Annotated in this window: 21 protein-coding genes; 10 read left to right on the top strand and 11 right to left on the bottom strand. The window is 68.7% G+C overall.

What is annotated here, in order from left to right:
• Nucleotides 1-41 precede the first annotated feature (41 nt).
• The 3 genes from F8566_RS01910 (at nucleotide 42) to F8566_RS01900 (ending at nucleotide 1,862) form a co-directional block, all read left to right on the top strand.
• Complete coding sequence (locus F8566_RS01910; protein WP_192809462.1) at nucleotides 42-506, top strand: MarR family winged helix-turn-helix transcriptional regulator; 465 nt, start codon at nucleotides 42-44, stop codon at nucleotides 504-506.
• Between the two features lie 313 nt (nucleotides 507-819).
• Nucleotides 820-1,395: a copper resistance CopC family protein gene (locus F8566_RS01905; protein WP_192809461.1), complete on the top strand. Its 576-nt coding sequence runs from the start codon at nucleotides 820-822 to the stop codon at nucleotides 1,393-1,395.
• 20 nt (nucleotides 1,396-1,415) lie between these two features.
• Nucleotides 1,416-1,862 (top strand): hypothetical protein, encoded by a 447-nt coding sequence (locus F8566_RS01900; protein WP_151557294.1) that lies wholly within the window; start codon nucleotides 1,416-1,418, stop codon nucleotides 1,860-1,862.
• Between the two features lie 41 nt (nucleotides 1,863-1,903).
• Here the strand turns inward: F8566_RS01900 and F8566_RS01895 are convergent, their stop codons facing one another.
• Both F8566_RS01895 and F8566_RS01890 read right to left on the bottom strand, forming a co-directional pair.
• A complete protein-coding gene (locus F8566_RS01895) occupies nucleotides 1,904-3,178 on the bottom strand; it encodes an MFS transporter (protein ID WP_151557292.1) in 1,275 nt (424 codons plus the stop codon).
• 105 nt (nucleotides 3,179-3,283) lie between these two features.
• Complete coding sequence (locus F8566_RS01890; RefSeq protein WP_151557290.1) at nucleotides 3,284-3,646, bottom strand: ArsR/SmtB family transcription factor; 363 nt, start codon at nucleotides 3,644-3,646, stop codon at nucleotides 3,284-3,286.
• Nucleotides 3,647-3,777: 131 nt separating this feature from the next.
• On the opposite strand from F8566_RS01890, the gene F8566_RS01885 reads away from it, so the two are divergent.
• Both F8566_RS01885 and F8566_RS01880 read left to right on the top strand, forming a co-directional pair.
• Complete coding sequence (locus F8566_RS01885; RefSeq protein WP_225992766.1) at nucleotides 3,778-4,026, top strand: heavy-metal-associated domain-containing protein; 249 nt, start codon at nucleotides 3,778-3,780, stop codon at nucleotides 4,024-4,026.
• Between the two features lie 87 nt (nucleotides 4,027-4,113).
• Nucleotides 4,114-5,553: an MFS transporter gene (locus F8566_RS01880; RefSeq protein WP_151557288.1), complete on the top strand. Its 1,440-nt coding sequence runs from the start codon at nucleotides 4,114-4,116 to the stop codon at nucleotides 5,551-5,553.
• A 77-nt stretch (nucleotides 5,554-5,630) separates the two neighbouring features.
• On the opposite strand, the gene F8566_RS01875 is transcribed toward F8566_RS01880, so the two are convergent.
• The 3 genes from F8566_RS01875 to F8566_RS01865 form a co-directional block, all read right to left on the bottom strand.
• Nucleotides 5,631-6,569: a M56 family metallopeptidase gene (locus F8566_RS01875; RefSeq protein ID WP_192809460.1), complete on the bottom strand. Its 939-nt coding sequence runs from the start codon at nucleotides 6,567-6,569 to the stop codon at nucleotides 5,631-5,633.
• Between the two features lie 4 nt (nucleotides 6,570-6,573).
• A complete protein-coding gene (locus F8566_RS01870) occupies nucleotides 6,574-6,954 on the bottom strand; it encodes a BlaI/MecI/CopY family transcriptional regulator (protein WP_225992765.1) in 381 nt (126 codons plus the stop codon).
• Between the two features lie 111 nt (nucleotides 6,955-7,065).
• Nucleotides 7,066-7,671 carry a TetR/AcrR family transcriptional regulator gene (locus F8566_RS01865; RefSeq protein WP_151557281.1) on the bottom strand — a complete coding sequence of 202 codons (606 nt, stop codon included), beginning with the start codon at nucleotides 7,669-7,671 and terminating at the stop codon, nucleotides 7,066-7,068.
• 99 nt (nucleotides 7,672-7,770) lie between these two features.
• On the opposite strand from F8566_RS01865, the gene F8566_RS01860 reads away from it, so the two are divergent.
• On the top strand, nucleotides 7,771-9,222 hold the full coding sequence (locus tag F8566_RS01860) for an MFS transporter (RefSeq protein ID WP_151557279.1): 1,452 nt from the start codon (nucleotides 7,771-7,773) through the stop codon (nucleotides 9,220-9,222).
• A 59-nt stretch (nucleotides 9,223-9,281) separates the two neighbouring features.
• Here the strand turns inward: F8566_RS01860 and F8566_RS01855 are convergent, their stop codons facing one another.
• Nucleotides 9,282-10,682, bottom strand: a complete 1,401-nt coding sequence (locus tag F8566_RS01855) for an MFS transporter (protein ID WP_151557278.1) — start codon at nucleotides 10,680-10,682, stop codon at nucleotides 9,282-9,284.
• Nucleotides 10,683-10,772: 90 nt separating this feature from the next.
• Here F8566_RS01855 and F8566_RS01850 point away from each other — a divergent pair, with 90 nt between their 5' ends.
• From F8566_RS01850 to F8566_RS01840, 4 genes are all read left to right on the top strand, one after another.
• A complete protein-coding gene (locus tag F8566_RS01850) occupies nucleotides 10,773-11,354 on the top strand; it encodes a TetR/AcrR family transcriptional regulator (RefSeq protein ID WP_151557276.1) in 582 nt (193 codons plus the stop codon).
• A gap of 136 nt (nucleotides 11,355-11,490) precedes the next feature.
• Nucleotides 11,491-11,955: a DUF6153 family protein gene (locus tag F8566_RS52795; RefSeq protein WP_225992764.1), complete on the top strand. Its 465-nt coding sequence runs from the start codon at nucleotides 11,491-11,493 to the stop codon at nucleotides 11,953-11,955.
• A gap of 70 nt (nucleotides 11,956-12,025) precedes the next feature.
• Nucleotides 12,026-12,643: a DUF305 domain-containing protein gene (locus F8566_RS01845; RefSeq protein WP_151557275.1), complete on the top strand. Its 618-nt coding sequence runs from the start codon at nucleotides 12,026-12,028 to the stop codon at nucleotides 12,641-12,643.
• Between the two features lie 245 nt (nucleotides 12,644-12,888).
• Nucleotides 12,889-13,773, top strand: coding sequence for a hypothetical protein (locus F8566_RS01840; protein ID WP_151557273.1), 885 nt, complete (start codon nucleotides 12,889-12,891; stop codon nucleotides 13,771-13,773).
• Nucleotides 13,774-13,789: 16 nt separating this feature from the next.
• Here F8566_RS01840 and F8566_RS01835 read toward each other — a convergent pair whose 3' ends face one another.
• The 5 genes from F8566_RS01835 to F8566_RS01815 form a co-directional block, all read right to left on the bottom strand.
• Nucleotides 13,790-14,554 (bottom strand): AfsR/SARP family transcriptional regulator, encoded by a 765-nt coding sequence (locus tag F8566_RS01835; protein ID WP_151557271.1) that lies wholly within the window; start codon nucleotides 14,552-14,554, stop codon nucleotides 13,790-13,792.
• Nucleotides 14,555-14,850: 296 nt separating this feature from the next.
• Complete coding sequence (locus F8566_RS01830) at nucleotides 14,851-15,852, bottom strand: ArsR/SmtB family transcription factor (protein ID WP_151557269.1); 1,002 nt, start codon at nucleotides 15,850-15,852, stop codon at nucleotides 14,851-14,853.
• Nucleotides 15,853-16,174: 322 nt separating this feature from the next.
• Nucleotides 16,175-17,011 carry an ABC transporter permease gene (locus F8566_RS01825; protein WP_151557267.1) on the bottom strand — a complete coding sequence of 279 codons (837 nt, stop codon included), beginning with the start codon at nucleotides 17,009-17,011 and terminating at the stop codon, nucleotides 16,175-16,177.
• Nucleotides 17,008-17,994 carry an ATP-binding cassette domain-containing protein gene (locus F8566_RS01820; protein WP_225992763.1) on the bottom strand — a complete coding sequence of 329 codons (987 nt, stop codon included), beginning with the start codon at nucleotides 17,992-17,994 and terminating at the stop codon, nucleotides 17,008-17,010. The genes F8566_RS01825 and F8566_RS01820 overlap by 4 nt, the downstream gene beginning before the upstream one ends.
• A complete protein-coding gene (locus F8566_RS01815; protein ID WP_151557265.1) occupies nucleotides 17,991-18,581 on the bottom strand; it encodes a MauE/DoxX family redox-associated membrane protein in 591 nt (196 codons plus the stop codon). Before F8566_RS01815 ends, F8566_RS01820 begins: the two co-directional genes overlap by 4 nt.
• Nucleotides 18,582-18,601 lie beyond the last annotated feature (20 nt).

Raw genomic sequence — 18,601 nt, 5'->3', positions numbered from 1 at the left:
AACGCACGCGCGTAACGATCACTCGCGGCTGAGGGGGCCTGGTGGACTTCGAACGGGCTGACACGCTGAACGGAGCGATCCGGACCATCGCCCTCAAGCATCGGGCGCGGGCAGCCGTCAAGCTCGCGGAGCTGGGCCTGCACCCCGGACACGAGGCCGTCCTGTTCCTGCTCAGCGCCAAAGGCCCGCAGACTCAGCGGCAGCTTGCCGCCGGAGCGGACTGCGAACCACCCAGCATCACTCTGATGGTGCGCAAGCTGGAGGCCGCGGGGTTGGTCAGCCGGGCACCCGCCGTCCAAGACGCACGCGCCAATGTCGTCCGGCTGACAGCCGAGGGCGAGAAGGTCATCCTGCGGATGAAGGAGCTTTGGCGGGAACTCGCGGACGAGACCGTCGCAAGCCTGACCGACACCTCCGCCGACGAGCTCATCACGGCCCTCACCGATCTGGCCCGCGGCCTCCAGGGCCGAACACCTGAGGATGAGTCCGCCGGGCGGCGGGCATGACCCGACTCCGAGGAGAGCCGTCATGGGGAAGATCATCATCAGCGAGAACGTCGCGCTCGACGGACGTGGTGAACGAAGTCTCCAAGCTGAAGCAGGAGCTTGACGGCGACATCACCCACCTCACCTACCGACCCGTCCGAGGCGGCTAGGCCGTCCGGACGCTCGCCGGAACGCGACGCCTTCCAGGCCGGCTGCTTCTACATCGCGTAGAAGAAAGTGGGATCTTCATCGAACGAACGGACCGGCCGGATCCGTACCTGGGGTGTAGGGCAGACCGCCGAGGCCGGGAGGGCATGGAGTGATTCGCTGTCAGGTGCGAGGAACGGCGAAGGCGCTGACGGTCCTCGCGATCTCCGGCGGGACGGTCGCCCTGGCCGCGGCTCCGGCCGCCTCGCACGCGGAGCTCACGAGCATCTCGCCCGACCACAGGTCAACGCAGACATCGTCGCCGTCGCAGGTGGTGCTGACGTTCAACCAGTCCGTGAACAAACGGTTCACCGTGATCAGAGTGACCGGTCCGGGAGGGGAACGGGCCGAGTCGGGCAGTGCCGTTGTCAGCGAGGAGGTGGCCCGCCAGGGACTCATGCCGCTGTCCCGGCCGGGCCGCTACCAAGTGGCGTACCGGACGGTCTCGGTGGACGGCCATGTGATCAGTGGGTCACGCGCGTTCACCTTCCAGCCTGCGGCTTCAGGCAGCGCCTCCACTGCCGCGCCGTCCCCGCTCCAGGGCGCCGACATGCGAAGCGCCACGAGCCTGAGGGCATCTGAGTCGAACGAACCATCGTCATCGGGAACAACGTGGGTGCAGATCGGACTCGGTGCCGTCGTCGTGTGCTTGCTGGTCGGCGGTGTCCTGGCGGTCCGGCGCGGCCGTCAGGCCGGACGGTGAGGGCACTGATGGGGAGGACCATGCTTCACCGCCGGCGGCGTTCCAAGGTCGTCGTCACCGTGGCCGCAGGACTGGCCGCTTCGCTCGTGACCGGCTGCTCCGGCGATGAGCCTCGTCCGGCATCCGCACGGTCGAGCACGTCCGCCGGGCCGGTCGGCGCCCGGTCGGGCCCGGCCCCGTTCATGAGCATCGAGCAGCTCGCGGCCACCATGGGCTGCACCCCCTCGCTGCGCGGCAGGCCCGCCGACTACCGGCAGGCGGTCTGCGTGACCGCCACGGGCAAGTACATGCTCAACACGTTCGACACCGACAAAGGCCAGCAGGACTGGCTACGGCACTCCCAGATGTACGGAGGCGCCTACCTGGTCGGCACGCGGTGGATCGTCGTCTCAACCCCGCAGCTGCTCCAGCCCCTGCGCAACCGCCTGGGCGGTCGCCTTCACATCGCCGATTCCTCTTCTCCGTAACGCGCGAAGACGTGCACTGCCCGCCCAGGCGGCATTGGAGGTCAGGCCGCGAGGGCGGTGTCCTCTTGGGTGGACTGGTGGCTTGATGCGGTCAGCGGGGTGGGGACGGGGTGGACCGTCGCCTTGGCCGGCCACAGGATCCAGGCTGCCGCTGCGGCGACGAGGGCGATCGTGGTGAGGGCGCCGGCGGCCGCGGTCATGCCGAGCTCGGCGGCCAGCCATCCCGCCAGCGGATAGGTGAGCAACCAGGCGGCGTGGGACAGCGAGAACTGTGCGGCGAACGCGGCGGGCAGGTCAGCCGAGGGGACCGAACGGCGGATCAGGCTGCCGGTCGGGGTCAGCACGGCGGACGAGGCCGCGCCCAGTACCGCCCATGCGATCAGCAGCGACGGCCAGGACCTGACGTCCAAGGCGATGCCGAGGGTGAGAGCGGCCAGGACCATGAAGAGGACCACCGCCGCAGGCAGCATCACGGTGCGGCCGCTGAGCCTGTCCAGCACGCGGGGCAGCAGCAGAGCGACGACCATCGAGCCCGCACCGAACGCGCCGAACGCCAGCGAGACGTCCCCGGCGGCGCGTTCCAGGTGGTCACGGACGAGGACGACGGTGTTGACGATGACCATGGCGCCGGCGGCGGCGATGCCCACGTTCAGCGCGAGGAGGCTTCGCAGTTGCGGTGTGGCACCAAAGAGCCGGGCCCCATAGGTGGCCTTGGCGAAAGCGCCACCGCTGCGCTGAACGGGCGCCGGCTTGGGCAGGACGACGGACATGACGAGGGCCGCTGAGGCGAGGAAGCCGACGACCGTGCCGAAGAACAGCCAGTTGTAGGTGATGAGGGTGAGCAATCCAGCGGCGAGAACCGGGCTGAACAGGCTCTCCAGGTCATAGGCCAGCCGTGACATCGACAACGCACGGGTGTAGTCGCGCTCGGCCGGGAGAACCTCGGGGATGGTCGCCTGGAACGTCGGGGTGAAGGCCGCCGAGGCCGACTGCAGCAGGAAGATCAGGACATAGACCTGCCACACCTCGGTCACGAACGGCAGAGCCAGGGCGACGCCGCCGCGGACGAGGTCGGTGGACACCAGGAGGGCCCGGCGCGGGAGGCGGTCGGCGTAGGCACCGATCACCGGGGCGATGCCGACGTAGGCGACCATCTTGATGGCCAGCGCGGTGCCGAGCACCGCCGAGGCGCTGGATCCGGCCAGATCGTAGGCGAGCAGGCTCAGCGCCACGGTGGCGAGCCCGGTGCCCACCAGGGCGATGGCCTGCGCGGCGAACAGATGCCGGTAGGTGCGATTGCGGAGTACGAAGAACATGACCCTGCCCTCTCGCCTGAGAACTCGCGTTCATATGTGCTCACTTGCGCACATGACGAACGGCGGGAATCCGAGAGGAATTCCCGTGCGGGCAGGGCAATCGATTCAGGAGTGCCAGGGTTCGCCGGTCATGCGGTGGTCGGCGTGGTTCAGAGCCTCCATGACAAGGCCTCGCAAGTGGCCGTCACGCAGGGAGTACACCACGCGCCGCCCCTCCTTGCGGAACTCGACCAGGCCCGCGAGGCGGAGCTTGGCCAGATGCTGGCTGACCGCTGTCCTGGCAGCCCCGCTCGCCGCGGTGAGCTCGGAGACATCGGCCTCACCCTCGGCCAGCAGCCACAACAGGTGCAGCCGCGTGGGGTCGGACAGAAGAGCGAACACCGAGCTCGCCGCCTCCAGCTGTTTCCGGTCTGGAGTCCACTCGTGCCGGTGAACGACCGGAGGCGAAGGATGATCGCGCTCTGACATGCAGCCATCGTATGGCGCCCAGGGCCGCGCGAGCCCAGCTCGGCGAGGGACTTGACAAACGTGTACCCCCATGGGGTACCTTCCCGATCATCACACATACCCCCCTGGGGTACGAGAAAGGGAGTTCCCGCATGTGCACCTGTCAGGCCAAGACCGCCGACGCCGTGCAGGCCGACATCGCCGACCCCGGTTACCTCGTCGCGGGCATGACGTGCCAGGCGTGCGCGACGAAGGTGACGAACGCCGTATCGCAGGTCGACGGCGTCACCGGAGTCGACGTGGACCTCGCGAACGGCCGGCTCACCGTCTCGGGGTCGGCGACCGACACCGACATCCACCGGGCCGTCGAAGGCGCCGGTTACCAGATTTCGACTCTCTAGCCGCGCGAGCGGCTCGTCGTCGCCCGCGGTGCCGGACCGGCACCCATCTACGCCGGACCGGCGCCGCGGGCGTGAAAGGAATCCCCCATGTCTTCCCCCCTCCCCCGCCGCTGGTGGGCCCTCGCGGTCCTCGCCGGGGCGCAGTTCATGGTCATCATGGATACGTCGATCATCGGCGTGGCCCTTCCGGAGATGCAGCGTGACCTGGGCTTCAGCCCCGGTGGCCTGCAATGGGTGTTCAACGCCTACGTCGTCGCGCTCGGCGGGCTGCTCCTGCTGGGCGGCCGGCTGTCGGACCTGTTCGGCGCCCGCCGCGTGTTCGCGGCGGGCTGGGTCGTCCTCATCGCCGGTTCCGTCATCGCCGCGGCCGCCACGGGCGCGGGCACCGAGATCGCCGGACGCGCCGTCCAGGGGGTCGGCTCGGCCCTCATCGCACCGTCCTCGATGACCCTGCTCATGGTGTTGTTCGGCGGGCAGCCCAAGGAACTCCCCAAGGCGATGGCCTTCTACGGAGCGGCCGCGCCCGCCGGAGGCACAGCGGGCGTCTTCCTGGGCGGCGTCATCACCGAATGGCTGAGCTGGCCCTGGGTCTTCGTGATCTACGTGCCCATCGGCCTGCTGACCCTCGCGGTCGTCCCCGCCCTGCTGCCCGCCGTCCCCGGCCGCCGGAGCGGCCTCGACCTGGCCGGTGCCGCAGCCGTGACCGGCGGACTCGCCCTGGCGGTCTACGCCATCGTCCAGGCCCCCGAGAAGGGCTGGACGGCGGCGTCGACGCTGCTGGAGCTGGCCGGAGCCGTCCTGCTCCTGGTCGCGTTCGTCGGTGTCCAGCGTGCGCTGCGCAGCCCGCTGATGCCGCTGCGCGTGTGGCGCACCCCCAACCTGGCCGCCGCCAACCTGGCGATGACCCTGCTGGGAGCCGCCTGGATTCCGATGTGGTACTTCCTCAACCTCTACCTGCAGCAGGTCCTGGGCTACGGCGCCTTCTCCAGCGGCGCGGCCCTGGTGCCGATGACCGCGCTGATGATGGTGCTGATGGTCGGCGTCACCGGACGGCTCATCGGCCGGTTCGGCACCAAGCCGCTCATCGCCACGGGCCTGGCCGTCCTCGCCGGCGGTCTGGGCATCCTCTCCGCCATCAGCCCTTCGGGTGACTTCCTCACCGACGTGCTGCCCGGGTCGCTCGTCTCCGCCGTCGGCATGTCCCTGGTCTTCATCCCGGCGATGATGGCCGCGGTCGGAGGGGTCGCACCGGAGGAGGCCGGGCTGGCGTCCGGCATCGTCAACACCACCTACCAGGTCGGCTCGGCCATCGGCCTCGCCGCGATGACCGCCATCGCGACGTCGCAGGGTGCCGGCAGGCTCGGCGACCTCCCCGCTCTGACCGACGGATTTCAGGCGGCCTTCATCGGCGCGGCCCTCGTCGCCCTGGTCGGAGCCGCCGTCGCCGGCCTGACCCTGCGAACGCCCAAGGCCACATCCGCCGAAGTCTCCGCACCCAGGGAGGCCGAAGTCCGAAGCTCACGATAGGGCGCGTTGATCGCTGAAGGTCCATTGCCGGGGCCCTTCCCACGGGAGGGCCCCGGCCGTCTGCTGTCGCAGCGGCGTCAGCAGACGCCGGCCAGCGAGGAGACGGTGGCGGCGGCAGTGATGATCGGCACCGTGGCGGTGGCCGCGGCCACCGTCCAGGCGAAGGCTCGCCAGGTGCGGTGAGCCTGGCCGACAGGGGTGGAAGTCGCGAGCCTGGCAAGGCGAAGCGACAACTGGCCGTCACCGGTGCCGGCCGCCGCGAGCGCTCCGGCAAGCCCGGGCGCGGAAGCGACCTTATGCAGAGCGTCGGCGAGCGTACGCCGTCCCCACCTGCGCGCCGCGGCGTCGTCGGCGGACATTTCCAGAAGCGTCGGCAAGATCGTCTTCGCGAGCCGGACGGTGGGCAGCCACGGCAGCAAGGTGTGCGCCAGGTCCAGGAAGAACAGCAGGGCGTGGTGACGCTGGCGCAGGTGGGCGCGCTCATGTGCGAGGACGGCCTGGAGTTGGAGGCCGGTGAGCCGGGTCTGGGCTCCCGTGCTCAGCACGATCGGGCGCCAGCGGGACGGGAGGCAGTACGCGACGGGCAGGGGATGGTCGAGAAGGAGCACGTCGGCGTTCCGGCTGTCCTCACGCGCCACAAGGCGCAGCATCGAACGGTGGTCACGCCGCTTGCGGACGGCGCGCCACAGCCGCGGAACCCCCCGGGCAAGCCGCGCCCCGCATGCGAACAGGATCGCGAGGCCGGCCAGACCGCCCAGGACGAAGGCAACGGGCGAATGGTGGGGCAGGCAGTCCCGCACCCACTCCAGGAGTCCGTGCCCCGGCATGGGCGGTGCGAGCAGCGCGACCGCGATCAGGGCGGCGGCCGCGGTGACCGTGCTCAGCAGCAGCCCTGCCCAGCATGCGACCAGGGCACCGGGATGGCCGGCCAGCGGGCGGAACCGCACCAGCATCGGCCCGGCCAGGTAGCCCAGCAGGACGGTGGCGGCGATCATGCCGATCAACAGCGCGGACATGCGCTCACGGTACCGGCTTGCCGCTGGTGCGCCTGCGCAGCGCCTCCAACAGCTCGCGGGCGTCCTCGGAGGCCATGCTCTCGGCGAACCGCGTGAGGATCGCGCCATGGTCGCCGCTCTCGGTCAATGCTCCCAGCATCAGTTCGACCACGTAGTCCTCGCGGGCCCGCTTCGGCGCGTACTTGAAGGCCAATCCGTCGGGTGCACGCTCGACCATCCCCTTGGCCACGAGTCGTTCGGCCACGGTCTGGACGGTGTTGTAGGCCAGCGGTTTGGCCGCTCCGCCGTTTAGCGTCTTCAGCACCTCACGCACCCGCAGCGGCTTTGACGCCGACCACAGCACGTCCATCACGGCACGTTCAAGGGAGCCGCTCAAGGCCGCCACGGCACCACCTCCACCTCCACCTCCACCTCCTCATTCTGCCGCCGGGAACTCCCGCGCGCCCAAGATCTCCGCGTGTTGATCGCCATGATCGACGAGCGATCACGGCGCCGTTCATTCGGGTTCGAGCACGCCGAGCAGGGTCTTGACGAGGATCTCTCCGACGTCCTCGCCGGTGAGGCGCCCGTCGGCGACCTCGTCGGCGGCCGCGTGGAGGAGTGTGTACACGGACGTGACCAGCCACTCGAGCGGCAGGTCGGCGCGGAAGGCACCCTCTTTCCGGCCACGGGCGATGAGCCGCTCGACCTGGGCCATCGGCTCATCGTGATAGCCGCGCACCTCCTCGGGCGGCAGCGCGCGTTGCGCGGCGGCATGCAGGCTGCCGAAGCGGCTCAGCAACGGCCAGCAGGAACGGATCACACGTGCGAACGCCTCGGCGGGTGGCCCCTCCTCGGGCGCGGCCGCCGTGATGACCTCCGTTCCTTCGGCGATGGTCTCGGCGAGCACGGCTCGCAGCAGGTCCTCCCGGGACGCGAAGTGCGCGTACAGGGTCACCCGCCCGAGCCCGGCCGCCTTGGCGATGTCGCTCATGGACGCGTTGCGGTCCCGGGCGAGGCATTCGGTCGCCGCCGAGAGGATCAAAGCGATGTTGCGCTCGGCGTCGGCCCGCTTGCGTCCACCGCCACGCCGCGCCACGGCCTGCCCACTGCTCTGTGCCATGCGATCGATCATAGCCGTATCACGAACAATGTTGTTTGACTTAATACGGGCCAGGGGTTTATATAAGCCGAACAGATATGTTCGGGTTAGGAGCCGTCGATGTCTCGTCCTTCACACCACACGCACCATCCGGCCGCCCCTCCAGAGGAGCCGGGCGACGGCGCACCGCGCCGCTGGACGGCGCTCGCCCTGGTCAGCGTCGCCCAGTTCATGCTGATCCTCGATGTCACGGTGGTGAACGTCGCGCTGCCCGACATCGGCGCCGACCTCGAACTGGGCCGTACGGCACTCACTTGGGCCGTCACCGCGTACACCCTGTTCTTCGGCGGCCTGATGTTGCTCGGCGGCCGCCTGGCCGACCTCTTCGGAGCCAGGCGCATGGCGCTCATCGGCCTCGCGGTCTTCACGCTCGCCTCGCTGGCCACCGGTCTGGCGCAGAACGAGGCGCTGCTGATCGGCGGACGTGTCGCCCAGGGCGTCGGCGCGGCACTCCTCTCCCCCGCCGCCCTGGCGATCATCACCACGGCGTTCCACGGCGAGGAGCGCAACAAGGCACTCGGCGTGTGGGCCGGCCTGGGCGGGATCGGGTTCGCGGCGGGGGTCCTGGTCGGCGGTGTCCTGACCGCCGGGCCCGGCTGGCGGTGGGTGTTCTTCGTGAACGTGCCGGTCGGCGTCGCCGTGCTGGCCGCGCTCCCGGCGACCGTGCCCGCCGTTCTCCACACCCGCCGGGACCGGCCGCGCATCGACTTCCTCGGCGCGGTGACCGTGACCACCGCGACCGCCGCGCTCATCTACGGCCTGGTCACCGCGGGCGAAGAGGGATGGAGCGACTCCGGGACGCTGATCCCGCTGGCCGCCGCCGTCGTGCTGTACGCGGTGTTCGCGGGCGTCGAACAAGCGACGCGCACACCGCTGATGCATGTCGGGATGCTGGCGCGGCGGCCGGTCGCCGTGGGCGCGTTCCTGATGCTCGCCGGCTCGGGCCTGTTGATCTCACTGTTCTTCCTCGGCTCGCTCTACCTTCAGCACCTGCGTCACATCAGCGCCTTGGAGACGGGCCTGTTGTTCCTGCCCGCCGCGCTGGCCACCGGGGTGGGCGCGCATCTGGCGGGACGGCTCGTCAGCGTGGTCGGCACCCGGACCGTCGCGGCGACGGGCCTTGCCCTGGTGGCTGTGGGCACGGGACTCCTGACCCGGCTCTCGGCAGAGGGCGGCATCTACACGAGCCTGCTGCCCGGCCTCGTCATCGCCGCCGCCGGAGTCGGTCCCGTCTTCGTCACCGCCACCACCTCGGCCCTCGCCCACATCGAGCACGGCCAAGAGGGCCTGGCCTCTGGTGTCGTCAACACCTTCCACGAACTCGGCGGGGCGATCGGCGTCGCGACCGCGTCCACGCTCGCCGCGGCCGGGCTCACCGCCGCGCCGTCCATCAACGGGTTCACCGACGCCTACACCGCCACCGCGATCGCCGCCGCCGTGGCAGCCGCCCTCTCGGCCGTCCTGGTCCCGGGAGGCAAGCCCCAGATGAGCGCCATGCCGCACGCACACTGAACATGACCCGTAGGCCGCTCCCCCACGGGAGCGGCCTACGAGATTCTTGAGGATGGTCGTCATGAGTCGGTCTTCGCGGGCATGCCCGGGGTCAGGACGGCGGCCACGAGCGCCGCGACCGCTGCGGAGACGGCGGCCAGGATGAAGCCGTCTGTGAACCCAGAGAGCGTGTCGCTGACGAGGCTGGCCGCTGCGACGCTGGAGATGACGGCGGCTCCTGCGGACGCGCCGAACTCGTGGAACGTGCTGACGATGCCGGATGCGATCCCGGCTTCGTGCGGTGCCACCTGCCCGAGCGCGGTCGCCGACGCGACCACGAAGACGGCGCCGGTCCCGGCACCGGCGATCGCCGTGCCGATCGCGACGACGGCGGGCTCCATCGCGAGTGCGGGCAGGGCCAGGCCGATCGCGGCGACGAGCAGTCCGACCACGGCGAGCACGCGCGCTCCCAGCTTGCCGATGACCCGGCCGGTCAGATTGGCCCCGGCCATCGTGGCGACGGCGACCGGGAGGAACAGCAGACCCGTGCGCAGCGCACCGTAGTCTCGCCCGTGCTGGAAGTAGAACGTGCCGAGGAAGAACACGGCGATCATCAAGGCGGTGGCCATCAGGATGAGGAACGTGCCGGTGGCCACAGGTCGTCGAACGAGCAGTGCGACGTTCATCATGGGCGACGTTGCGGTCTTCTGCCGCACCACGAAGGCGAGGTAGCCGATCGCGGTCGCCAGGACGAGCCACCCGCTGACGGCGGTGAGCCATCCGTGGTCTCCGGCACGGATGAGTGCGTAGATCAAGGCGACGGACGAGGCGGTGGCCAGCACCGCGCCGAGGACGTCCAGCCGAGGACGGGGCGCGGGCGCGGTCTGGTACGGCAGCATCCGCGCGAGGGCGGCGATGATGACCAGTCCGATCGGCACGTTGACGTAGAAGACCCACGGCCAGCCTGGGCCGGCGGTGAGCAGGCCTCCTACGAGGACACCGAGCGCCGCGCCGCCACCGCCGAGCGCGGACCAGACACCGAGCGCCTTGTTCCGCTCGTCACCGTCGAAGAGGCCGACCACGAGCGACAGGGCCGCCGGAGACAGCAGCGCCGCGCCGACTCCTTGTGCGACACGGCCGCCCAGCAGGAGGCCGGCCGTGTCGGCGAGGCCGGTCGCCAGTGAGGCCGCGGTGAAGATCAGCAAGCCGGTGAGGACGACGCGTTTGGCCCCGAACAGGTCGGCGGCCCGGCCGCCCAGCAGCATCAGGCCGCCGAAGGCCAAGGTGTAGGCGCTGACCGTCCAGGTCACGGCCTGGCGGCTGAGGGCCAGATCGGTCTCGATGTGCGGTAGCGCGATGGCGACGACGGTGACGTCAAGGATCAGCATCAGCTGCGCTATGCCGAGGAAACCAAGGATGCGCCATCGCAGCGGATGGGGTGAGGGGTGGTGCGCGGATGCGCCGGGGTTCGTGTGTGTCATCGAGGGGCTCCCGCCATAACTCGTATGTGCATATACGACTTCTAGCGGCGAGCGTAACACGTATATTCCCGTACGAGTTAAGATCGGAGCATGCCTACCGCCTCTCCTGGCCCGCGGCGGCGCGCCGACGCCGAACGCAACATCGCCCGCATCGTCTCCGCAGCTCGCAAGTGCCTGAGCGGCGATCCGAACGCGAGCACCGACGACATCGCCAAGACCGCCGGCGTCGGACGGATGACGCTCTACGGCCACTTCCGGACACGCGCGGAGCTGATCGAAGCCGCCCTGGTCGACGCCCTCAACGAAGGCGAGAAGGTCCTGTCCGCCGTCGACCTCGGCGGGAACGCACAGGCGGCGCTCTCCAGGCTGCTCGCCTCCAGCTGGTCACTCACGGCCGAGTCCACGGCGTTGCTGACCGCAGCTCAGGGCACGTTGCCGCCAGGACGCGTCCTCGAACTCCATGGCGCCCCCGCTGAGCGCGTCGAAGCCCTGATCCGCCGCGGCCAGGACGAAGGAGCGTTCCGCACCGATCTTCCGATGAGCTGGCTCGTCAGCGTCATCCACTCGGTCCTGGTCACCGCCGCGGAAGAGACACGCGGCGACCGTCTGAAGGCGGACGAAGCCGGCCGCGTGGTCACCGCCACGGTCCAGTCGCTCCTGACGCCACCCTGAGCACTACTAAGTGGTGCAGTAAAAATCTGGCACGCCAGCTACCACCTACCTCAAAAGAGCCGAACCTTGATCTACTAAGCTCTATAGTTAGTTGATCCCGGTACATGCTGATGTCTCTGGAAGGGCGAGTAGATCCATGCGAGGGGCGCCCGCTCCGACGCCGATCTCAGGACGGCTCGGCGGCTCATCGAGGTTGCTCCTCGCGCTTGCCGTGATCTGTGGCGTGATGGCCATGCACGGCCTCCAAGCGTCCAACAGCCCCGGGGACACCTCAGGCATGCCGGCCATCGGCGTCGAGCAGGTTCCCGCCGGACACGGCGGCTCCGGGCACCGCGGCTCCGACCTGGGCGGCTCCGACCACGGCGGGGCCCACGACGGCGGGACGCAGAGCGGCGGCGCCCATGCCCCGGAGCATCACCCGGGTGGCGAGATCTGCTTGGCCCTGCTGGTGCTGGCCTCCTTCGCCGTGCTCCTCCGAGCCGCGTGGCGAGCATGGAGGCCTGTGGTCCTCATTCCGCGGAGCAACGTGCGGCCGCGGCCTCCGGACGCGGGCCGCTCACCCCCTCCGCCGGCATTCCGATCGGCCGTGTTGCGGCTGTGACGGCGACCACGCGGCGCCTTGTGGCGTCCGCGTTCCCCCCGTCATCTCCCACAACACGGAAGGTTCCACCATGAAGCGCACGATCCCGCTCATCATCACGCCTGTCCTTGCCTTGGCGCTCGCCGCATGCGGAGGAGACGACAAGGAATCCGGCGGCTCCAAGCCGGGCCACTCGATGTCCACCAGCGCGACGCCGACCACCGGTCAGCAGGCGGGACAGCACAACGACCAGGACGTCATGTTCGCCCAGATGATGATCCCGCATCACCAGCAGGCGCTGGAAATGGCGAAGCCGGCCAAGACCAAGGCCTCCATGCCGGAGGTCAAGAAACTGGCCGCCGACATCGAAAAGGCCCAGGGCCCGGAGATCAAGCAGATGACCGAGTGGCTCACCAGCTGGGGCGCCAACGTGCCGTCCCCGGGGGCGAGCATGGACCACGGCGGTCACGGCGGAGCGGAAGGGATGATGTCCGCCAAGGACATGGCCAAGCTCAACAAGCTGTCCGGCATGGCCTACGACAAGGCCTTCCTGGAAATGATGATCAAGCATCACCAGGGCGCCGTCACCATGGCCAAGAAGGAACAGTCCTCCGGGCAGTTCCCCGCCGCCAAGACCATGGCGGGCTCCATCATCACCTCGCAGACCGCCGAGATCAGCACGATGCGGGACCTGCTCAAGAAGATGTGATCACCAGCAGGCCGAGGGCAACCACGTGGTGAGCCTCCGCACCGCGATGTCCCGTCGCGGTGCGGAGTCGGGCCCGGCGTCGACATCGACGCCGGGCCGCATCACCCGGAACGCCGGCGGTAAGTCACCTCGTTCCACGACCGTGACGCCGGGGATCGACAGGATCTCAACCGTGCCAGCATATGCCGGTACAGTCTCCGACCCCCGACAACACCCGGTGGAGAGCGGATCGCTAGCCTGCCGCCATGATCGGCCATGAGGATCTGCAAGCGGCCGAACTCGTCGCCGAGTTCGAGGGGCTGCGCACCGGGCTGGGGGATCTGGTCCCCTTCACCGTCCATTGGCATGCCGGGCGGCGGCAGTGGCTGTACGACGCGCTCTATGAGCGCGACATCACCACCGCCGAGGCCCTGCGCACGTTCGCGGAAGGGATCCTGGCCGCCGTGCGGACCCGCGGAGGCGACTGGGACGTCGAACTGTCCAACGACGGTTATGCGCGGGTCGAAGCCGGTGCCGGCTTCGACACCGCGGACGGCCCGGTCGAACTGACCCTCTTCGCCTGGTACGACAGCCAGCAGGACTTCGCCGGGGTCGGCCCCAGGGGCCAGGCGCTCTACCAGAACCACACGGGCTGGTCCCTGCTGCCGCTCTCCGGTCCCGTTCCCGACGAGGAACGCCTCGCGACGTCAGCACGGGCCCTGCTCGAACGCCTGGAGACCACGCCGCCGGAGACGCCACCGCCGGCGCCGGCCGTCCCGCAGACCATCGTCTCGTTCCGAGCCCGCCAGACCCTGCTCGTGCAACGGCTCGGAGACGACGGCGCCTGGCAGATCACCATCACCGGCCTCCTGACCGCGCCCGTCCACCATGAGAGCGTCCGCGTTCTCGCCAACGTCCTGCTGAATCCAGGCGCCGGGCCATGCCCGATGGTGCACACCGACCGCTACCGGCTGGACCTCGCCCTCGACGGCGACCACCTGCTCGCCCGCGCGGCCTCACCGGCCGAGAACGGAGGCGAGCACACTCTCGACATCTGGATCGGACCGCTCACCGAGCAGCAGATCTCCGACGCGGCCCGCACCCTGCTGAACGAGGTGCCCGCAGGCGGCGGCGACCACGACGTGCAGTAGCCGTTCACCTCCTTTTTCAGACGGTCTCGTTGCGCAGAATCGTCATCCGCAGGTCCTGCAGTTCATGACTTGGATCGATCCCGAGCTCGTCATTCAGCTGGGCGCTTATCTCTCCGTAGGCTTCCAGCGCCTCGGCTTGGCGGCCTGACCGGTACAGCGCCGTCATCAACAGCCGCCAGAATCCCTCACGGAATCTATGCCGGTGCGTCAGGGTGCGCAGTTCTCCGACGACGTCCCCATGACGTCCGAGGGAAATTGCGATTTCGAAGCGGCGCTCCAGGGCATTGCCACATTCCTCGGTCAGCCTCGGCACCAGGTCACGGTGCAGTAAGTCTGACTGCACATCTAGCAGAGCCGGCCCGCGCCACTGCGAAAGGGCTTTGGCCAGCCAGGTGAACTCCGACATGGTGTCACCTTGGTCCGCTGCGGCCTCCGCCTTCACGATGAACGCCCTGAACCGAAGAAGGTCGACGCTGGCCGGATCAGCCTCAAGCATGTAGCCGACCGATGTCGTGTGCAGCGTGTCGCACAGCGACACGCCATAGGCGTCGAAGGTGTTCCGCAGCCTGGTGACACAGGTGTGCAGGGCACTCCGGGGCCTGCGCGGAGTCCTCTCGCACCATAGGTACTCCACCAGGTCATCGACCGGAACGTCCTTGTTCGCATTGAGCACCAACGAGGCGAGCAGGGAGCGCTGGTTACCCCTGGGAATCTTGATCCGCCGGCCTCGTGCCATCACCTCCAATTTTCCCAGAACGCGAAACTCCATCTCCCGATTCATATATGCTCACCTCTGGTGAATGAACAATTTCTGTCCGGCCGGTGGAATGGCCGGGCAAAGACGCGCTTGACCATGTCCGCCTCGGCGCCCGGGGTCGCTGCAGCCTGGCATCGAGCGGTGGCACCGGATCTGAATGGCGAGGGGCAGATTTCGGACACGATCAAACGTACTCGAACAGATGATCTCAGTTTGCGTCGTTTCATCAAGGACTTTCAAGCATCGACAGTCAGAGCTTAAACCCCCTCGTCAGGCAGGGTGCCAGGACTCTCCGCCGGTGAGCCCGGCCAAGATCGGCATTACAAATGAACGACTCGTTCTGTGTCCTGCAGGAAAGCACGTCCGTGTGCCGTGAGCGTGTGCATTGTGCGTCCACCCTTGCGGAACGTCTGCAGCAGGCCGTTTTCGCGCAGGATCGCGGCGTGCTGGCTCACCGCTGAAGGAGAAATGTCCAGAAGGCGGGCGAGCTCGCCGGTCGAGCTGCCAGTGGCGGCGGCACGCAGCACGCCGGCGCGGGTGCGCCCGATGAGCGCTCCGACCGGGTCGGCCTGCTGGGTGGAGGTGAGTGCGGGGGGCGATGGGGAGAGGATGTCGTCGCGTTCGACCGGGTAGACCAGCACCGGCGGCAGCTGGGGATCCGCGAGTTTCACCGGCGTCGGCCAACAGAAATAGGACGGCTGAAGGGTGATTCCCCGGCCTTCCAGATGCAGGACTTGGTCGAAGGGGTAGTCGACTTCCAGCACTGGGCGGCTCCACTGGATTTGGGGACCCAGTCCGGAAAGCAGCCCGTCCACTCCCTCCTCTAAGAAGCTCCGCATCCTGATGATCCGGTCGGCGTAGACATGCGACTGTACGCGTGGCCAGATCGGCGCGAGCACCCTGGCGTGATAGAGGCGAATGGACTCCTCCAGCTGCCGGAGGGTGTCGAGATCCCCTTCGGCCAGCCGGCCGGTCCAGCGGGGAAGCCGCCGCTGCGACTCGGCAAGCCTCGCCAGGTCCGTCCGCAACCGTGTTCGGGGAGTGCTGAGCAAGGCGTTGAGCGCCACATCGGGTACTGCGGGATCAGGCGACGCCGGCGTGAGGAAGTCAGGCGAGTAACCCTGTGGGGGCAACAGCGGTGCCAGTCGCGTCAATGTCTTGGGAATCCGCGACCGGGCCCACCGTCGCCACTCTCGGAACATGCGCACACCATCGCGGCGGCGTAAGGTCTGCACACTGTTGGCGACCTCCCACAGGTAATCGGGCTCGGCTGCCATACGGATCTTGGCGAGGTCCTCGGTGGTGAAAACGATATGCAACATGTGTGGTTTCCCAGCGCGGATGGCATCGTCTGCTCGATGAAGAGCGGACCGCTAGAAGAACGGGAGCTGCACGCGATCCGATGCCCACAGGTGACGCCGTCAGGGACCCATCGCGTCCCGGGCAGGGCCTGGGCGCCGCCGCCGTCCTCAGGCCAGGCCCCGGACGCGTTGATGGTCTCCTTGACAGTCCTCCAGACTCATGGTTATTCAGTGCCAAAAGGCTGCTTGACGCCTGACAGATTGGCAAGGGAGCTGGCCAGATCGGGCCGTATGGCAACCAGATCGGGCCGCAGGGAACTCTGCGGTTCCGGATCTCGGCGTTTCAGCTGTCGCGTTCGAGACCCTTCACGGCGGTGAATCCGGCGACGACCGCGACCGCCAGGGCGGTGGCCACCGCGACCGCGGCGCTTCCCCCCGCGTCCCCCCTGTGGGTGAGGTCCCGCACCGCGTCGATGCCGTGCGTCATCGGGTTGATCACCGCGACGACCTGAAGCCATCGGGGCAGAGCCTCCACCGGGACGAAGGCGTTGGACGCGAACATCAGCGGAAACAGCAGGATGCCCGAGACGTTCTGGATCAGTTCCACCTCACGCAGCCAGCAGGTGAGGGCGATGAAGATCCATCCAAGTCCCCAGCCCAGGAGGGCGGCGAGCCCGATTCCGGCGAGGACTCCCCCGGCTCCGCCCGCCGGGCGGAATCCGAAGATGAGGAGCGCCGACGCCAGCAGGACGACCAGCCTGAGCAGGCTCCGGATCAGTTCGGCGATGCTGCGCCCCACCAAGATGGATCCCGGCCAGATCGGCAGGGAACGGAGCCTTGCGATGATCCCGTTCTGCGTCTCCTGGGTCAGCCCGATGCCGGTCTGCATGGCCGACTGCATCGCGGTGTTCACCATGATCGCCGGTACGAGGAAATCGGTGTAGCCCACCCCGGCGGGAAACTGCGGGGTGTTCGCGATGCCCGCGAATATCTGGCTGAACACCAGCAACATGAGGAACGGCGCCAGAAGGCTGCTCACCAGGATCCGCGGATCGAGCACCAGAGCACGCAGGGACCTCAGTGCCAGTACCCATATCTGGGTCGCGACACCGCTTCCCTCCCAGGTCCCGGCGTCAGCCGCCCGCGGGCCGCCGCCGATCGTCCCTCCGGCGATGGTCATTTAACCGCCTCCGCTCGTTCTGACCCGGCCGACTGTGCCGCCGCGGACATCAAGGAGAGATAGACCTCGTCCAGGGTCGGCTCAGCCACCTGCAACTCGCTCAGCTCAAGACCGGCGTCGTCGAGCGCGCGCACGATCGTCGCGATGTCGCGGGAGGTCTCCACCGGAACGGTCACGGAAGTACGCGCCTCGTCGAGCGCGGGACGCAGGCCGCTCCCGGACAACACCGGGCCGGCCACCTTGAGATCTGCGACGGCCTCGAACCGCACCACGGCCGTACGCCTCCCCACCTGGTGTTTGAGCTCCATCGGCGAGCCCGCGGCGAGGATCCGGCCGTCCGACAGCACGGTGAGTGATTCTGAAAGCCGATCGATCTCGTCCAGATACTGCGAGGTCAGCAGAACCGTCGCGCCGTCCCGCACGAGGTCACGCACGATCTGCCAGACGTTCAACCTGGCTGCCGGATCCAGGCCCGTGGTGGGTTCGTCCAAGAACACCACGGCGGGACGGCCCACCAGGCTCGCCGCGAGGTCGAGCCGCCGCCGCATGCCTCCTGAGAACGTCCGGGCGAGGCGGCCCGCCGCGTCCACCAGACCGAACGACTCCAGCAGTTCGTCGGCGCGTGCGCGGGCCTGGCGGCGGCCCGCCCCCAGCAGCCGGGCGATCAGGATCAGGTTGTCCCTGCCGGACAGCTGTTCATCGACGCTGGCGAACTGCCCGGTCAAGCCGATCTTCCGACGGAGCCGTTCCGGCTGGTCGACCACGTCGAAGCCCGACACCGTCGCCCGCCCGGCGCTCGGTCTGGTCTGCGCCGTGAGGATCCTCACCAAGGTCGTCTTCCCCGCGCCGTTGTGGCCGAGCAGGCCGTGCACGGAGCCCTGGTGAACATCGAGGTCGACGCCGTCGAGCGCGGTGACCGAGCCGTAGCGCTTGCCGATCCCCCGCGCCACGATCATTGGTTCGCCGCCGCCCGCCGGGTTCATTTGGCGTCCGCCGCCCGTGCCCCGGCTGACGCCGCTCCTCCGCCGGCCGTGGGATCCACCCTCATGAGGACCTTGGTGACCAGGACGTCGTAGTAACGGACGAAGCCGGTCCCCAAGGCGAGGCCGACGGCCACGGCGATCCCTGCGGGCAGTGCCTCCACGTCCCCTGACGCGGCCGACGACTCCAGAGCCAGTCCCATCATCGCGACCATCAGCAACAGCGCGTTCCGCACGAGAAGGGGATAGCTCAGGACCGAACTTCGGTCTCCGAAGCAACCGCACTCGGCGAAGACACCCTTCCGTACGGCACGGAAGACCGCACCCATGAAGACCAGAAGCAGGCCGGCGGCCAAGAGCAAGCCCGCCAACGGCATGACGGGCAGGGCGAGCAGGAGAACGGCGCCCGCTTCGCACGCCAGCACTCCCACCGCGACGCCGAGCGCGGTCCGTTCGGAGAGTTTGGTCAACGTCCGCACGGTGGTCCGGTAAGCACGGAAGCCCGCCGCACTGCGCACCTTGGTGATCACAGCCAGGGCGAAGACGGTGGCCAGCGACCATTGTGCACCCAGCAGAACGTAGTCCTTCATTGAAGCGACTCCTTGCGGTC

Origin of the sequence: Actinomadura rudentiformis, from assembly GCF_008923185.1 — a bacterium.
Lineage (GTDB): Bacteria > Actinomycetota > Actinomycetes > Streptosporangiales > Streptosporangiaceae > Spirillospora > Spirillospora rudentiformis.
The sequence above is the reverse complement of the archived record's forward strand: the minus strand, read 5'-3'. Positions and strand labels throughout refer to the sequence as shown.

What these genes read in the sequence shown, in the direction of transcription:
- F8566_RS01900 (WP_151557294.1), top strand. Translation starts at nt 1,416, where the DNA reads ATGCTTCACCGCCGGCGGCGTTCCAAGGTCGTCGTCACCGTGGCCGCA.
- F8566_RS01895 (WP_151557292.1), bottom strand. Translation starts at nt 3,178, where the DNA reads ATGTTCTTCGTACTCCGCAATCGCACCTACCGGCATCTGTTCGCCGCG.
- F8566_RS01890 (WP_151557290.1), bottom strand. Translation starts at nt 3,646, where the DNA reads ATGTCAGAGCGCGATCATCCTTCGCCTCCGGTCGTTCACCGGCACGAG.
- F8566_RS01885 (WP_225992766.1), top strand. Translation starts at nt 3,778, where the DNA reads ATGTGCACCTGTCAGGCCAAGACCGCCGACGCCGTGCAGGCCGACATC.
- F8566_RS01880 (WP_151557288.1), top strand. Translation starts at nt 4,114, where the DNA reads ATGTCTTCCCCCCTCCCCCGCCGCTGGTGGGCCCTCGCGGTCCTCGCC.
- F8566_RS01875 (WP_192809460.1), bottom strand. Translation starts at nt 6,569, where the DNA reads ATGTCCGCGCTGTTGATCGGCATGATCGCCGCCACCGTCCTGCTGGGC.
- F8566_RS01865 (WP_151557281.1), bottom strand. Translation starts at nt 7,671, where the DNA reads ATGGCACAGAGCAGTGGGCAGGCCGTGGCGCGGCGTGGCGGTGGACGC.
- F8566_RS01860 (WP_151557279.1), top strand. Translation starts at nt 7,771, where the DNA reads ATGTCTCGTCCTTCACACCACACGCACCATCCGGCCGCCCCTCCAGAG.
- F8566_RS01855 (WP_151557278.1), bottom strand. Translation starts at nt 10,682, where the DNA reads ATGACACACACGAACCCCGGCGCATCCGCGCACCACCCCTCACCCCAT.
- F8566_RS01850 (WP_151557276.1), top strand. Translation starts at nt 10,773, where the DNA reads ATGCCTACCGCCTCTCCTGGCCCGCGGCGGCGCGCCGACGCCGAACGC.
- F8566_RS52795 (WP_225992764.1), top strand. Translation starts at nt 11,491, where the DNA reads ATGCGAGGGGCGCCCGCTCCGACGCCGATCTCAGGACGGCTCGGCGGC.
- F8566_RS01845 (WP_151557275.1), top strand. Translation starts at nt 12,026, where the DNA reads ATGAAGCGCACGATCCCGCTCATCATCACGCCTGTCCTTGCCTTGGCG.
- F8566_RS01840 (WP_151557273.1), top strand. Translation starts at nt 12,889, where the DNA reads ATGATCGGCCATGAGGATCTGCAAGCGGCCGAACTCGTCGCCGAGTTC.
- F8566_RS01835 (WP_151557271.1), bottom strand. Translation starts at nt 14,554, where the DNA reads ATGAATCGGGAGATGGAGTTTCGCGTTCTGGGAAAATTGGAGGTGATG.
- F8566_RS01830 (WP_151557269.1), bottom strand. Translation starts at nt 15,852, where the DNA reads ATGTTGCATATCGTTTTCACCACCGAGGACCTCGCCAAGATCCGTATG.
- F8566_RS01825 (WP_151557267.1), bottom strand. Translation starts at nt 17,011, where the DNA reads ATGACCATCGCCGGAGGGACGATCGGCGGCGGCCCGCGGGCGGCTGAC.
- F8566_RS01820 (WP_225992763.1), bottom strand. Translation starts at nt 17,994, where the DNA reads ATGAACCCGGCGGGCGGCGGCGAACCAATGATCGTGGCGCGGGGGATC.
- F8566_RS01815 (WP_151557265.1), bottom strand. Translation starts at nt 18,581, where the DNA reads ATGAAGGACTACGTTCTGCTGGGTGCACAATGGTCGCTGGCCACCGTC.